This window comes from Paenibacillus sp. FSL H3-0286, from assembly GCF_045040705.1.
In the GTDB taxonomy this organism is placed as follows: domain Bacteria; phylum Bacillota; class Bacilli; order Paenibacillales; family Paenibacillaceae; genus Paenibacillus_AQ; species Paenibacillus_AQ odorifer.
In genome coordinates, this window is sequence record NZ_CP150285.1 from 439,358 (window position 1) to 454,133 (window position 14,776).

15 protein-coding genes are annotated in these 14,776 nt (G+C 45.8%); 12 read left to right on the forward strand and 3 right to left on the reverse strand.

Features of this window, described 5'->3' with window-relative positions; translation table 11 throughout:
• Nucleotides 1–4 precede the first annotated feature (4 nt).
• Complete coding sequence (locus MHB37_RS01935) at nt 5–1,525, reverse strand: MDR family MFS transporter (protein ID WP_036682771.1); 1,521 nt, start codon at nt 1,523–1,525, stop codon at nt 5–7.
• Between the two features lie 272 nt (nt 1,526–1,797).
• Here MHB37_RS01935 and MHB37_RS01940 point away from each other — a divergent pair, with 272 nt between their 5' ends.
• The 9 genes from MHB37_RS01940 (at nt 1,798) to MHB37_RS01980 (ending at nt 10,078) form a co-directional block, all read left to right on the forward strand.
• Nucleotides 1,798–2,145 (forward strand): metal-sensitive transcriptional regulator, encoded by a 348-nt coding sequence (locus MHB37_RS01940; RefSeq protein WP_076124636.1) that lies wholly within the window; start codon nt 1,798–1,800, stop codon nt 2,143–2,145.
• 53 nt (nt 2,146–2,198) lie between these two features.
• A complete protein-coding gene (locus MHB37_RS01945) occupies nt 2,199–2,399 on the forward strand; it encodes a copper ion binding protein (RefSeq protein WP_076124634.1) in 201 nt (66 codons plus the stop codon).
• A 113-nt stretch (nt 2,400–2,512) separates the two neighbouring features.
• Nucleotides 2,513–4,975: a heavy metal translocating P-type ATPase gene (locus tag MHB37_RS01950; protein ID WP_076192712.1), complete on the forward strand. Its 2,463-nt coding sequence runs from the start codon at nt 2,513–2,515 to the stop codon at nt 4,973–4,975.
• Nucleotides 4,976–5,006: 31 nt separating this feature from the next.
• Nucleotides 5,007–5,759, forward strand: a complete 753-nt coding sequence (gene nfsA / locus MHB37_RS01955) for an oxygen-insensitive NADPH nitroreductase (RefSeq protein ID WP_076101226.1) — start codon at nt 5,007–5,009, stop codon at nt 5,757–5,759.
• Between the two features lie 195 nt (nt 5,760–5,954).
• Nucleotides 5,955–6,863, forward strand: coding sequence for an ABC transporter ATP-binding protein (locus MHB37_RS01960; RefSeq protein ID WP_076124631.1), 909 nt, complete (start codon nt 5,955–5,957; stop codon nt 6,861–6,863).
• Nucleotides 6,864–6,865: 2 nt separating this feature from the next.
• Entirely contained in the window at nt 6,866–7,600 is a 735-nt protein-coding gene (locus MHB37_RS01965; RefSeq protein ID WP_036682760.1) for an ABC transporter permease, read from the forward strand.
• A 4-nt stretch (nt 7,601–7,604) separates the two neighbouring features.
• Nucleotides 7,605–8,759, forward strand: a complete 1,155-nt coding sequence (locus tag MHB37_RS01970; protein ID WP_076192714.1) for a sensor histidine kinase — start codon at nt 7,605–7,607, stop codon at nt 8,757–8,759.
• Nucleotides 8,756–9,358 (forward strand): response regulator transcription factor, encoded by a 603-nt coding sequence (locus tag MHB37_RS01975; RefSeq protein WP_036682756.1) that lies wholly within the window; start codon nt 8,756–8,758, stop codon nt 9,356–9,358. Before MHB37_RS01970 ends, MHB37_RS01975 begins: the two co-directional genes overlap by 4 nt.
• A gap of 18 nt (nt 9,359–9,376) precedes the next feature.
• The gene (locus tag MHB37_RS01980; protein WP_076192717.1) at nt 9,377–10,078 is read left to right on the forward strand and encodes a histidine phosphatase family protein; all 702 of its coding nucleotides are present in this window, start codon (nt 9,377–9,379) and stop codon (nt 10,076–10,078) included.
• Between the two features lie 524 nt (nt 10,079–10,602).
• Here the strand turns inward: MHB37_RS01980 and infC are convergent.
• Together infC and MHB37_RS01990 are read right to left on the reverse strand one after the other, a co-directional pair.
• Nucleotides 10,603–11,121 (reverse strand): translation initiation factor IF-3, encoded by a 519-nt coding sequence (infC, locus tag MHB37_RS01985; protein ID WP_076185653.1) that lies wholly within the window; start codon nt 11,119–11,121, stop codon nt 10,603–10,605.
• A 61-nt stretch (nt 11,122–11,182) separates the two neighbouring features.
• The gene (locus tag MHB37_RS01990) at nt 11,183–12,088 is read right to left on the reverse strand and encodes a LysR family transcriptional regulator (RefSeq protein ID WP_076185655.1); all 906 of its coding nucleotides are present in this window, start codon (nt 12,086–12,088) and stop codon (nt 11,183–11,185) included.
• Nucleotides 12,089–12,198: 110 nt separating this feature from the next.
• Between MHB37_RS01990 and MHB37_RS01995 the strand changes: the two genes are divergently transcribed.
• The 3 genes from MHB37_RS01995 to MHB37_RS02005 all read left to right on the forward strand — a co-directional run bounded on the left by MHB37_RS01995 (nt 12,199) and on the right by MHB37_RS02005 (nt 14,593).
• The gene (locus MHB37_RS01995; protein ID WP_076192719.1) at nt 12,199–12,603 is read left to right on the forward strand and encodes a tautomerase family protein; all 405 of its coding nucleotides are present in this window, start codon (nt 12,199–12,201) and stop codon (nt 12,601–12,603) included.
• Nucleotide 12,604: 1 nt separating this feature from the next.
• Nucleotides 12,605–12,934, forward strand: coding sequence for a carboxymuconolactone decarboxylase family protein (locus MHB37_RS02000; protein WP_076124622.1), 330 nt, complete (start codon nt 12,605–12,607; stop codon nt 12,932–12,934).
• An 84-nt stretch (nt 12,935–13,018) separates the two neighbouring features.
• Nucleotides 13,019–14,593 (forward strand): sigma-70 family RNA polymerase sigma factor, encoded by a 1,575-nt coding sequence (locus MHB37_RS02005; RefSeq protein WP_076192795.1) that lies wholly within the window; start codon nt 13,019–13,021, stop codon nt 14,591–14,593.
• Nucleotides 14,594–14,776: the final 183 nt, after the last annotated feature.

The window sequence follows — 14,776 nt, forward strand, 5'->3', positions numbered from 1 at the left end:
ATGGTTACCTTTTGCCCTCAGACGCCTGAACAGCTTTAGCAGGAATGGTAAGACGGTCTTTTGGCATGAGCAGTACAAAGACTAGACCGAGCACTGCAGGAATCAAGGCCCACATAAAGGTTTGGGCAATAGAGGTGGATAACGCACTTGATATTTTTTCTAATATTTCAGCAGGGATCTTCGCTCTTGCTTCAGGTGTTAACGCAGCGCGTGGATCTCCGAAAGCTGCTGACTGTTCACTACCGCCAAAAGCATCGCTTAGACTGTTAGTAAAGCTATTCCGCTGAATAATCCCGAAGATCGTAATTCCCAGCGTCATTCCAAGGGAGCGCATGAAGGTACTGGTCGATGTTGCCGACCCCCGTTGGCGCATATCGAAATTATGGATAGCTGCCATACTCAGCACGGAGAAGGAAAAGCCTACGCCGAACCCAGTCAGAGCCATAAATACATTAAGCATGAGACGGGAGGTATCTGGTGATAAAGTGCTTAGGCTGTAGACCCCTGCGACAAAGCAGACTGCGGATAGGATCATAATGTTGCGGAAGCTGGTTTTTGTTGTAAGCAGCCCCCCGGTCTGACTGCCAACGACCGTACCGATCATCATCGGCATAAGGATCAGCCCTGAGTTCGTAGCTGAGCCGCCAAATACACCCTGCACAAAGATAGGAATGTAAATAGTAGCTACGATAAAAGCAGAGCCATAAAATAGGCTGGTCACGCTGCTTGTTGCAAACAACCGTTTGCGGAACATAGCGAACGAGATCACAGGTTCAGCAGCTACTCTCTCAATAAGGATAAACGCCAGCAAGAGAACAGCAAAACCTACGAATAAGCCAAGGATGGCACTGGAATCCCAAGCATATTGATTACCACCAAGTTCCAGAGCGAACATTAGGCAGATAATCGCACCAACCAGAGTGAAGGCTCCGCCCCAGTCAATGCGCTGTTTAGCGTGGGAGATCGACTCCTTATAAGAAGTTGCAATCAGGAACAGTGCAATAATTCCTAGCGGCAGGTTAATGTAGAATACCCACTGCCAACCAACATAGTCGGTAATATAGGCACCGAGTAAAGGTCCAAGTACACTGGAGATTCCGAAGACGGCTCCAAAGAGACCGGTCAATTTCCCTCTTTTTTCAGGCGGGTAAATGTCGAAAACGATGGTGAAGGCGATTGGCATTAGTGCACCGCCGCCGATCCCTTGAATGGCACGGTAAATACTGAGCTGTGTGATACTGGTGGCAGTACCGCACAGAGCCGAGCCAATCAGGAATACAATCAATCCGAAAATGAAGAAACGTTTACGTCCATACATATCAGAGAGCTTGCCGAAGATAGGGGTTCCGGCCATTACCATTACCATGTAAGCGGAGGTGACCCATACGATTTTATCCAGACCGCCAAGATCTGAGACTATCGTTCCCATAGCTGAAGCTACAATGGTATTGTCCATTGCGGACATAAGAATCCCAAGCAGCAGGCCAACCACTACGAGTTTAAGATTACTTTCTTTAGTATGCATGCTTCGCAGCTCCTTTTTCTTAATAGTGATAGTGATAGTGATAGTTCTGTTCGAAAAATGTTCATAATTAGAAGCAAAATTTATTATATTCAAATTTGAATAGGGAGGCAATAGTTTTTTTGAAAAAATAGAGATGTATAGCCAACCGTAGAAGAATACGGCGGTAATATAGGGACAAACTACCCGTGGAGATCATCTGTGGATGAATTAGGAATGCCTCTTGACATACCCTACGGGGGTATATTATATTATAACCAAGGAGGCTGATTCTTATGTCTACTGCCAAGAAAGAGCAAGCTGCAGAATCCTGCGACATAAATTGTCATTCTTCATCATCAGGAGAACGAAAAAGTCATCATTCGGCAGAATTCAAGAATAACTTGAATACGCGCCTCAACCGGATTGAAGGCCAGATCCGCGGGGTAAAGGGTATGATTGAGCGGGATACCTATTGTGATGATGTACTCAACCAGCTCGCGGCGGTACAGGCGGCGTTAAATGGTGTCGGTAAGATGCTGTTAGAAGGACATATGAAAAGTTGCATTGTTGAGCGAATCGAAGCTGGCGAACATGAGGTTATCGACGAGCTCCTAATTACGGTTAACAAATTAATGAAATAATAAGCTAATGCTTCTAGAGCATAGCTTCACAACATTTATTGGAGGTTATATTAATGTCAAACGCTACATTAAACGTTGAAGGAATGTCTTGTGGTCACTGTGTTAACTCTGTAGAGAAAGCCGTAGGCAATCTTGGAGCCACAGCTAAAGTTGATCTTGCTGCTAAGAAAGTTTCCGTCGAGTATGATGAGAACAAAGTAAGCCTTGGTGCGATTAAAGAAGCAATTGTAGATCAAGGGTATGACGTAGTTTAATTTGAAGCACAGTAATAAGGCTTGGAGTGATATGGGGAAGCTGCCCAAAGCTCCAATGCCTTTTCTTTTAGAAATTATCATACCCTATAGGGGTATGTGGAGGCGTGGAAATCATGGATAAAACCAAAACAACAGCTTCACCAAACGAACAGCAGGCAACTGTACAGATTACAGGTATGACCTGTTCCGCTTGTGCAACCCGAATTGAGAAGGGTTTGTCCCGGATGGACGGCGTATCTCGTGCGAATGTGAATCTAGCCTTGGAACAGGCTACTGTTGGATTTGATCCGACAGTATCAGGGTTGCCACAAATTGAAGATAAAATCCGTTCTCTTGGTTATGACACTATTAAAGAATCTGCGGATTTTGATATATCGGGGATGACCTGTGCTGCTTGTTCCTCACGGATTGAAAAAGTGTTGAGCCGTACACCGGGCATAGCAGCAGTTAATGTGAATTTGGCGCTGGAAACAGCACATGTAGAATATACACCCGGTAATATCAGTCCAAGGGAGATCATGGAGAAGGTAAGCAGTATCGGCTATAAAGCTTCTCTTAAAGAAGACCGCAAGGATCATGTGGATCGTCGTGGAAAAGAAATTCAGCATAAAAAGTGGAAATGGATCATTTCTGCAATTCTTTCGTTCCCATTGTTATGGGCGATGGCGGGTCATTTCTCCTTCACCGGCTGGATTCCAACACCGGATATATTTATGAATCCTTGGTTCCAGCTTGTGCTGGCTACCCCTGTGCAATTTATCATCGGTTGGCAGTTCTACGTCGGTGCTTATAAAGCCCTTCGTAACCGGAGTGCCAATATGGATGTGTTAGTCGTATTAGGGACGTCGGCAGCTTATTTCTACAGTCTTTATCTGACTATTGATTCCTTAAGCATGAAGGGAATGAATCATACTGTAGAAATGTATTATGAGACGAGTGCTGTACTCATTACACTTATCCTTGTCGGTAAATGGTTTGAGGCGCTGGCGAAAGGCCGTTCCTCTGACGCAATCAAAAGCTTAATGGGGCTTCAGGCAAAAACCGCCCTCGTAATTCGGGATGGGCAAGAAATGAATATCCCGACAGATGAAGTCATTCCTGGCGATATTGTACTGGTGAAACCCGGAACAAAGGTACCTGTGGATGGTGAGGTAGTCGAGGGATCTTCTTCTGTGGATGAGTCTATGTTGACCGGAGAGAGTATTCCTGTGGAGAAAAAACCAGGGGATACCGTGATCGGTGCCACTATGAATAAGAACGGTATCTTGAGAATCAAAGCCAATAAAGTGGGTCGCGACACTGCGCTGGCTCAAATTATCCGAGTAGTGGAGGAAGCTCAAGGCTCCAAAGCTCCGATTCAGCGGATTGCCGATGTAATCTCAGGAATTTTTGTGCCGATTGTTGTGGGTATTGCCGTAATAACTTTTCTGATCTGGTATTTCTGGGCAGCCCCTGGCCAGTTCGCTGATGCCCTCGAAAAAGCCATTGCAGTGCTCGTAATCGCTTGTCCATGTGCGCTAGGTCTGGCAACGCCAACCTCCATTATGGCAGGATCGGGCCGGGCAGCAGAGCTTGGAATCCTCTTCAAGGGCGGGGAGCATTTAGAGGGAGCGCAAGGGATTCAGACCGTTGTGCTAGATAAAACAGGTACAGTGACGAATGGTAAACCCGTGCTTACCGATGTTGTGACTACTACTGGAATTGCAGCTTATGGAAAAGAAAACGCGGAAAACCGTTTGTTAGCTTTAACTGCAGCTGCTGAAAAGCTATCTGAGCATCCACTTGCGGAAGCTATTGTTGCTGGCGCTGCTGATAGAGGCTTGGCTTTGCCTACTGCTGAGCAGTTTGATAATGTGCCCGGACGTGGAATTATGGCCGTTGTCTCCGATCAGCAGGTTATGGTAGGCACGCGGCGGATGATGGAAGATCATCAGCTTGATATCACAGAATGGACTCCAATTATGAAGAAGCTGGAGGAGTCGGGAAAGACAGCTATGCTAGTAGCGGTAGAGAGTGAAATCGCTGGGATTGTGGCCGTTGCTGATACGATTAAACCGACCTCAAAAGCGGCTGTAGCCGCGCTCCATGATATGGGTATTGAAGTCGTAATGATCACTGGTGACAATAAAATTACAGCTGAGGCTATTGCGAAGCAGGCAGGGATCGAAAAAGTGTTAGCAGAGGTTCTGCCAGAGGGCAAAGCCGAAGAGGTTCGCAAGCTCCAACAGAATGGGACTAAGGTTGCCATGGTTGGGGATGGGATCAACGATGCTCCGGCACTGGCTACTGCCGATACGGGTATGGCGATTGGGACAGGAACGGATATAGCTATGGAAGCAGCTGATATTACGCTGATGCGCGGGGATCTGAAGAGTATTCCTGATGCGATCATGATGAGCCGCAAAACGATGAGAAATATTAAACAAAATTTGTTCTGGGCGCTTGCTTACAATACAATAGGAATACCGATTGCTGCACTTGGGTTTCTAGCCCCATGGCTGGCAGGAGCTGCGATGGCATTTAGCTCCGTGTCTGTTGTCTTGAATGCACTTCGGCTACAGCGGGTAAAGCTGTAATATCACTATCACTATTTAGGGAGTGGCCACAGTGCAAGTAAATAACGATACAATTTCTCTGTTAATGAAACATGCATCTGTCCGCAAGTTTCAGGATAAGCCAGTAAGTGAAGATCAGCTTAGCGCTATTATTGGAGCAGCTCAGATGGCTTCAACCTCAAGCAATGTTCAGGCTTATAGTGTTATTGCAGTTACTGACCCGGCACTAAAGACGGAGCTTGCGGGACTAGCGGGCAATCAGGCTTATATAGAACAATGCCCAGTGTTTTTGGTCTGGTGCGCTGATCTGTATCGGCTGCGCGAGGTGACGAAACCTCATTTGCAGGGAGAGACTTCTTATGAAGATTCTGCTGAGAACCTGATTGTAGCTACCGTTGATGTTGCGCTTGCTGCACAGAATGCTGCAGTGGCTGCGGAATCACTAGGACTTGGAATTGTATATATCGGTGGAATCCGTAACCGGATCGCGGAGGTATCGGAATTGCTGGGACTGCCTGAATTGGTCTATCCGATATTCGGGATGTGTGTAGGTTATCCTGACGGAGCTTCGGGCCTGCGTCCGCGGCTTCCACTAGAGGCTGTTCTGCATCGTAATCGCTACAATGCGGAAACCACTGTGGAGCAGGTCAAAACTTACGATAAAGTCTCCTCAGACTATATGCGTGAGCGGACCCACGGCGCCAAAGACACCCCTTGGTCGGCCATTATGGCGGAGCGATTGGCACAGCCAGCACGGCTGCATATGAAGGAGTTCCTGCTGGAAAAAGGATTCCTCCGGAGATAACTAAACTCTCTTCACCTAAAGAGGCTGCCTTATTAGTAGTTCATTCTACTGATAGGGCAGCCTCTTTTTTTTATTCGAAGCCAGGAAGGTGACAGTTGTCATCTTAAAGAAATGACAGTCCATACTAATGTCATGTCTTCTTTTTCCATATGATTGAAATAGATCAAACGCATTCGGAAGCGGAGGGATTACGTTATGGATAATATTATAGAAATGCACGGGGTCAGCAAAATATATAAGGATAAAAAGGCCGTAGATAATATCAGCTTTAACATTGCTAAAGGTTCGATTACAGCTATTCTGGGACCGAACGGAGCGGGTAAAACAACGGCATTAGGCATGCTGCTGGGGCTAATAGAGCCTACCGAGGGTACAGTGGAGTTGTTCGGTCATCATCCGAAGGATAAAGCAGTACGTGAAAAGACTGGAGCGATGCTGCAGGAGGTAAGTGTAATGGATCGGCTAAAGGTGCGGGAGATCATTGATCTGATCCGCAGCTATTATCCAAAGCCTATGGATATGGAGTTTCTAATTAAGGCTACTGGACTTGCGCCAGCCGATTTGAATAGATACGCCGAGAAGCTCTCGGGCGGTCAAAAGCGTAGTTTGGGCTTTGCGCTAGCCCTCGCGGGTAATCCGGAGCTGATCTTTTTCGATGAACCTACAGTCGGACTTGATATTACTTCCCGGCGGCGGTTCTGGGAAACGGTTCGTGGACTTGCGGAGCAAGGAAAAACGATTGTGTTCACGACCCATTATTTGCAGGAAGCAGAAGATATCGCGGATCGTATTCTATTATTCAGTAAAGGACACTTAGTTGCGGACGGAAGTCCAGATGAGATTAAATCGCGGATTGTGAAGCGTTCCGTGTCCTTCCTGCCTGTGGGTGATCGCTCGCAATTGCGCAGAAACCTGCTAGACCTAGCTGCTATAGAGGATTGTTATGAAAAAGATGGCCGCATTCACGTGACCACAGAGGATACAGATGAGGCGCTTAAAGCGATTTTTGTGGCTGGACTTCCTGTGAAGGATGTTCGAATTGATCAGGGACGTTTGGATGAGGCTTTTGAACAATTGACCATGAACCAAGAGGAGGCTGTCTAACCATGAGACTAATTACTGTACAGTGTAAAGCGGAAATGCTGCGGATCATCCGTAATCCCTATTATGTGTTCTGGTCTTTGCTCATGCCCATCATGTTCTATTTCATCTTCACCCGGGTGGTCAATACAGGTAGCGATGACCTAACGTGGCGTGCTCATTATTTAATGTCTATGGCGACCTTCAGTGTAATGGGCTCAGCCATTATGACGCTTGGCATCCGGTTGGTGCAAGAACGAACACAAGGCTGGACCACCTTTATTCGGATTACACCGCTGCCGGGATCGATCTATTTTTTCGGAAAAATGTTCGGACAGACGATGATGCATCTGTTTTCGGTCATTTGTATTTTTATCGCAGGCTATTTAATCAATGGCGTCTCTTTATCCGCAGGTCAATGGGTGCTTAGCGGGCTGTGGATCCTGATCGGTTCTCTACCATTTTTAGCGATTGGTACGCTTGTAGGTGCTATGAAACGGGTGGATACAGCCAGTGGAGTCAGCAACGTGATTTATATGGCTCTTGCTGTAGCAGGAGGCATGTGGATGCCGATTGAGATACTGCCACGATTAATGCAGCGGATTGGTCATTGGTTGCCTTCCTATAACTATGGGAATGGAGCCTGGGAGATCGTTCGTGGATCAGCTCCGACGTGGAGTAATGTCTTGATTTTACTCGGATATTTGGTAGTTTTTATGTTACTATCGGTCTATATTCGAAAAAAACAGGAAGCGGTGTGAATGAATGGCTGAGCGTGCGAAGTTCCGGTTATTTCCACAAAAACAGGGTTTTTTCCCTTTTGTATGGGCTGTTTATCTGGTTTTGCCCATCCTGAATTTGCGCGGGGAGACTGGAATGAAGCTCATCCTGGGCGGGATTATGATAGCGGTGTTTGCCCTCAGCTATCGCCAGCTGTATTGGGTGCGGGGTGGAGTGTTTAATGTTTGGTTATTTATTCAAATGTTAATCATCGTGGTGCTTAGTTTGTTCTATACCCCCTATAATCTGTACATGGGCTTTTTCACCGCAAATTTTATCGCATATTATACGGAGAATAAAGGGTTCAAAATTGCATTTGCTTCTTTTGTGATCATGATCCTTTCGGTGCTGGTCTTAGTGGGTCGTGAGATGGAGTGGGGAAGCGTGATGTTTTTAGCTCCGTTTATTATTATTATGTTGATTAGTCCGTTCGGAGTGAGGTCCATGAATCGGAATCAGAAGCTGGAGAAAGAGCTGGATCAAGCGAATGAGGTGATTAAAGAGCTGGTGAAGCGTGAGGAACGAATGCGAATCGCCCGTGACCTGCATGATACCCTTGGCCATACCTTGTCCCTGATTACGTTAAAGAGCCAACTCGTAGAGAAGCTGGTGACGAAAAATACGGAGCGAGCTCAAGAGGAAGCACGAGAAATTCAGCGCACTTCACGGGCTGCGCTCCGTCAAGTGCGTGAGCTAGTGTCGGAAATGCGAGCGGTCTCAGTAGCAGAGGAACTGGCTGAGGCTGGAGAGATGCTGCGAACGGCAGAGATCGCCTTAGAAGTGGAAGGGGATATCTCTCTGGAGGGGGTATCCGACCTGACGCAAAATATCCTTAGCCTCTGTATCAAAGAAGCAGTGACTAATATCGTAAAGCATAGTAGAGCGGACAAATGCTTCATAGGAGTGGCAAAGCTGGCTGGAGAAGTGCGAATTACCGTTAAGGATAACGGCATTGGTCTACAGCATGGGGAGAGAGGGAATGGTGGGCTTAGCGATGGAAATGGCATGAAGGGAATGGCAGAGCGTCTATCCCTGATTGATGGCTCCCTGTCGCTAAGCTCAGCTGAGGGTCAGGGAGCTACGCTGATCGTTACCATCCCGCTAATCGTAAAAGATGCACAAGGGGGTGAGACTGCATGATAAGCATTGTTATAGCGGAGGATCAACGCCTGCTTCGGGGAGCGATGGCTTCTTTGCTGGATCTTGAAGACGATATCGAAGTAGTCGGAGAAGCTTGTGATGGGGCGGAGGCGTTAGCTTTAATCGACAAGCTTCAGCCGGATGTCTGTCTCATGGACATTGAAATGCCGTTCAAGAGCGGGCTGGAGGTTGCAGAAATATTGCGGAGTAAGGGTTGTCCGACCCGAATTATTATTTTGACTACCTTTGCCCGTCCAGGGTATTTTGAGCGTGGAGTAAAGGCTGGTATTCAAGGGTATTTGTTGAAGGACGAGCCTGTAGATAAGCTAGCTGAATCTATTCGTCGTGTCATGGCTGGACATCGGGAGGTATCTCCTGAGTTAGTCTTCGGCAGTCTGCGGGAGGAGAATCCATTAACAGCACGGGAGCGCGAGATTTTAAAACTGGCTGGAGAAGGGCAAACCGCGAGCGAGATAGCCTTTTCGCTGCATCTATCTTATGGCACTGTCCGCAATTACATCTCTGAAATACTCAATAAGCTGGAAGTGAAAAGCCGGATTGAGGCGGTACGGCTGGCGGAAGAAAAAGGCTGGATTTGAGGGGAGGAGGGCATTGTTATGCAAATATTTCTGATTCGTCATGGTGATCCGGACTATTCTATAGATGATCTAACGGAATTCGGGCATCAGGAAGCAGCGGCATTGGGAAAACGCATGGGATCTATCGGACTGGATGAATTATATGCTTCACCATTGGGTAGAGCACAGACAACAGCAAGTTATGTGGCCAAAGAGACGGGACTTGTAATTCAGACAGAACCTTGGACTTGTGAATTGGATTGGACAGGGATTATGTTGGATGGACAACTGGCACCTATATGGGATAGCCCCGGAGAACATATTAGTGAACTATCGAGTGGAAAAAGAGAATGGTCTGATCAAACAGATCATTGGTTAAAACAAGAGGAATACAAATTGCGGTTTAGCGAACTACAAGCGGCTTCAGATCAATTCTTGCTTCGCCACCACTATAAAAGAGAGGATGGCCTATATCGTATCCTCGAGCCTTCTACCAAGAAGATTGGAGTTGTGTGTCATGGTGGCTTTGGCCTTGCATGGCTAGCCCATTTATTGCAGATTCCTTTAGCCTTGGCTTGGTCCGTATTTTGGCTTGCTCCAAGCTCGGTAACGACGATCTTGTTTGAAGAGCGCAGCGAGCACTATGCAGTTCCCAGATGTATTGGATTGGGAGATGTCTCCCACCTCTATGCTGGGGGTATGAACTTTCGCCCAAGGGGATTAATGGGTAATCATGTTTAAGGTGACTGATTAAGAGCGAGCAAGGACATTGTCTATGAAGTGAAAGGCCATCCTGTAGAGGATGGCCTTTTTTAATAATACAAGAAAGTATAAGTTTGGCACGATACATTATCCTTCTATTTCTCGCATAAGCGCTTACCGTTCTTTAGGGACACCGAAGGCGCTTTTGCTTGCATATAAGAATCATGCCCCTTGCCCAGTTCCTGATTTCCACTTGCTATTGTGCTAACGGACTTAGATGCAGCTATTTGTACATTTTAAGCCTTTTGGAGGAAGTTGCGGACTCGAGAGATCTTATTTTCCATAAATGGAGGGAATATCGTGCTATTTTAGTGATATAAAGTCTCTGAAGTCCGTTAGCATCCCAGAACAGCGAAATAGTTACGAATAAGGGCTGTGGTGTCCGAACGCAATTCTGAATTCTGCTCGCAATAAAGCTACATTTGCAGATAGCAGCAGCATTTTCATGAAATGGTCCACTAATTTTGGTTTTGAGCCTAAATTATCTGAAATTAAATCCACTCTCACCGTGGATTTAATTTCACCTGTGAACCTTTGCCGCCTGTCTGGATGCCGGTATCTTTGACTCCGACTTCCTTGAGGTCAGCTACGAGGCGTTCTAGTACCGTCTTTGCGGCAGCAGCTTCTTTCGCACCGGAAGCTTTGACAACTAATTGCACCGGCTTGCCGGAGCGGAGATGCTTCTCAGCCTGACGGAGCTTAGTATCGTAGTCATGCTCTTCAATATGAGCAGTGAAGCGGAGCTCTTTGACCTTCTCCTTGCTGCCGCCCTTTGCAGCTGAGCCCCCACTGGCCTTGCGTGCTGAGGCTGCCTCCTTCTGCGCGGCCGCTTTTGCTTTGCCCTTTGCAGTTAGGCTGCAGGGCGGTGGGCTGCTCATTAGCGAGGTGCATACCAGATCAGCACCTGCTGATCTGGCCATGGCCAGCGCTTCTTCCCGGGAGACGATCCCCAGCTTCTCACCCCTAAGTCCTGTAAGGACTACTTCGGATGCTCTGATTTGTTCATTGATTAATACTGCCACTGCTATGAATCCTCCCCTGATAACGATGATAAAGCTATCATATATGGAACTAGCTTGAGGTTCAAATGTGGAGCGTAGGATTAGCGTTACTAATCCTCTCAATTTCTTTTTTTATGATTTGTAGGATTAGTTTTTTAGATGATGTTGCTAGATATTCTCGGTTGCGCTGCTGTAATATACCCACTTGAATGAACGGCTCGCTTAGTTCAACATCTATTTTTACGATATCTGTCATTAAAGCTGTCGAATCAAGCACTACCCCCACCCCAGGGTTCTTTCTTACAAAATGAGGAATAGCAGAAATTTGGCTTATGGTGGATAAAGTGGGCTTTGATTCGAATCTCGAAAATTGCTTAGCTAACCGAAGGTAATATAAGCAAGTGCGTCCTCCAGCTATAATTGGATATTCAAGAATTTCTCGAAATGAAATCTCGTCTCGTCCGTTTAAAGGATGATTTTCATCTACTATAAAAGCGATTTTCTCGTGATAAAGCGGTTCGAAATAAAAGAAAGACAGGTCGGACGGCTCACCGCAGATGGCGAAATCCAGTTCTCTTTGTAGAACAAGTTGTGAGAGGGAATCAGTGTTACCCTGAATGAAGTTACATGCCATCTTTGTTTTTTGCTCCTGAAACTTTCGCAAGGCGTTCGGTAGGACGGATTCCATCATGGATTCAATGCTTCCGATATGAAGTGTACCAATTTCGTCATGCTGTAAAGCTTTGGTGAGTTCTGTTACATAGTTCCAATGTTGAATAAGGTTATCGATTTCCCCTGCAAAAACTTGCCCAGCACTTGTCAGTTCTACTTCCCAGCCTCTGTGAAAGAGTTGTATGCCCAGTTCTTTTTCAAGTCGTTGAATTTGGTTGGTAATAGTAGACTGTGCATAATTCAACTTCTCTGCAGCGCGTGAGAAAGTGCCTTCTTGAAGAATGGTCTTAAAAGCCATCAGTTCTTTTAGATCCATCGATTGTCACCTCTATCGGTATAATTGATTAAGATTATTATCTTATTCAATTATATAAATCAAAATACTGAGAGTACAATAAAAGAATTCCAAAGAAGGAGTGAATTAAAATGCCATTCATTAGAGTCAGTTATCTGGAGCAACAATACGACATTCATCAGCTAGAAGGAATATGCAGAGCGATTATGAGCGCGTTAATTCAGCATTTCCATGTACCGGAGGATGATATGTTTCAGGTTTTTCATGCGCATAAAGCGGGGGAATTTTTTTATAGTAAAGATTATTTAAATATTGAACGAAGCGACGGACTGATATATATCCAAGTTATGCTAAAATCCGGAAGATCAACGGAACAGAAGAAAAGCTTTTACGCGAGGCTAGCCGAGGAATTATCGATGACGCTAAACATCAGAAAAGAAGATATATTCATTGTGCTCGTCGATACGGAATTCGAAGATTGGTCGTTTGGTAACGGTGTTGCTCAAATGCTACAACCTCCGGTTAGGGAGGTGTAATATGGCGCATCAGAAAATCGTCACAAATGTACGGGAATCGTTAGGGGAGTTCGCTCCGGCATTCGTCGACTACTCGGAAAATGTGTTATTTGGGGACTTATGGAGACGTGAGCAATTATCACTTCGGGATCGTAGCATGATTACGATTTCTGCCTTGGTGATGGGGGGCATGACGGAACAACTCCCCTATCATCTGCACTTGGCTTTAGAGAACGGCTTACAACTTGAAGAAATCGTGGAGGCCATCACCCACCTTTCTTTTTATGTAGGTTGGCCGCGAGCCTCTTCAGCTCTAGAGGTTGCAAAGGATGTAATAGGAAAAAATAAATAACGTCTGACTTTTCAATCCCATCCGTAACCTTTAGGAACTTCATTGGCACTTGTATATAATACGGAAGAAGGGAGCGGAGGACAGATGCTTCAGTATATCGAAGAGGCTAAACAAGGAGACCGACAAGCTTTTGAACAGATTGTTAAGCACTTTACACCGATGGCCAATGCAGTTGCGTTCGAAAAGCTGCGTGACTATCAATTAGCGGAAGATGCTGTGCAGGAAGCTTTCACAGAAGCCTTTTTGCATTTGAATAAATTACGAGCAGTAGAGGCATTCCCGGGCTGGTTTAAAGCTATTGTGGTGCGGCAATGTTATCGCATCTTGCGAAGAAAGCAGCATCCTGCATTACCCTACGATGAAGCTGCGCAAGCGACAGAATCTTCATTTTCTATAGCAGATATTATTGAGAAAAAGGAAACCCAACGGCTGGTTCACGAGTCTATAGCTGCATTAACGTCCAATATGCGGATTGCCGTTCAATTATATTATTTTCAAGGCTACTCACTACAAGAGATTGCTGACTTTCTGGGGACTTCGGTTTCGGTATTGAAGAAGCGACTTTTTGATGCCCGCCGCAAGCTGAAAGGTGCATTGCCTGTGGCAGATGTTCTTTCCGTATTCAACCATTTGTACGAAGGGGGAAAAGCTGTGCTTCACATTGTAAATGGAGATGTAGTGGGAGAGAAGCTGCGGCAAGGAATCGTGAAAGGTGATGTACTAGTGTGGAGAGAGGTATATTCGCATGGGCCGGTATTTTTGGATCCTGCCGATGGAGATAACCGCGCTGTTCGAGCGCAATATTTGGAACAAACGATGGGGATTCCGCAGAGGGAATTTATCGCCAATAGTGAGAGGCAAGAGAAGATTTTAGCTGATTTCCATAAATATGAAGAAGTGGTGTTATGGTTCGAGCATGACCTTTTCGATCAGACGATGCTCAGTTATTTACTCCATTGGTTCTCGAAGCAGAAAATGTTAACCACCAAGCTAAGCTTACTATGCATTGGAGAGTATCCGGGAATAAAGTTATTTCGAGGACTTGGACAACTTTCTATAGAGCAGATGGAAACATTATCAGGCACATGGAAGCTAATCGGAGCCAAAGAATTAGAAGCAGGTCAAGCACTCTGGGAAGCCTATGTATCACCGAATCCAGAATTGCTGCAACAACGATTAACTACAGATACATCGGCTTTACCCTTTGCACATGACGCCTTCCGGGCGCATTTATCGCGCTTTCCTTCTACTACAAACGGACTTGGCATCGTAGAACAAATCACGCTGGAGATGATCCATGAGGGAATAAAATCACCCTATGAGCTGTTCAAAAATGTGGGTGATAAGCTTCATATCTTGGGAATGGGCGACTTGCAATATTGGCATATCCTAAGAAAGATGGTACAAGGCACGTACCCTTTGCTACAAACCCATGGATGCAATGAGTTCCCTGTTTATAACGATTCAGTAATGCAATTTAAAGACTGTGAGCTTGTATTAACAGAGCTAGGTAAGAGTGTAATAGCTGGAAACGAAGACTGGGTGCAGAAGAATGGCAGCGATGAGTGGTTTGGAGGTGTACATCTGCAAGGATTGACTCCGCGCTGGCGGTGGAATCCGTTGGTCGGTGCGCTTCAGGAGAGAAGTGCCGAGGCGTAATTTATTAATCTAAATGTTTGCTACACAAGGCATATTGAGCATAAAAAGACTTCCGCTAATTTGGAGATACTCAAACGCTCCAGAGGGGGAAGTCTTTTTTGTTGTATCCATATATTATATGAATAGTAAATATAGTATATATCATCTATTTAAAGGGTGATTGATCTTTGTTGGAGAATATTA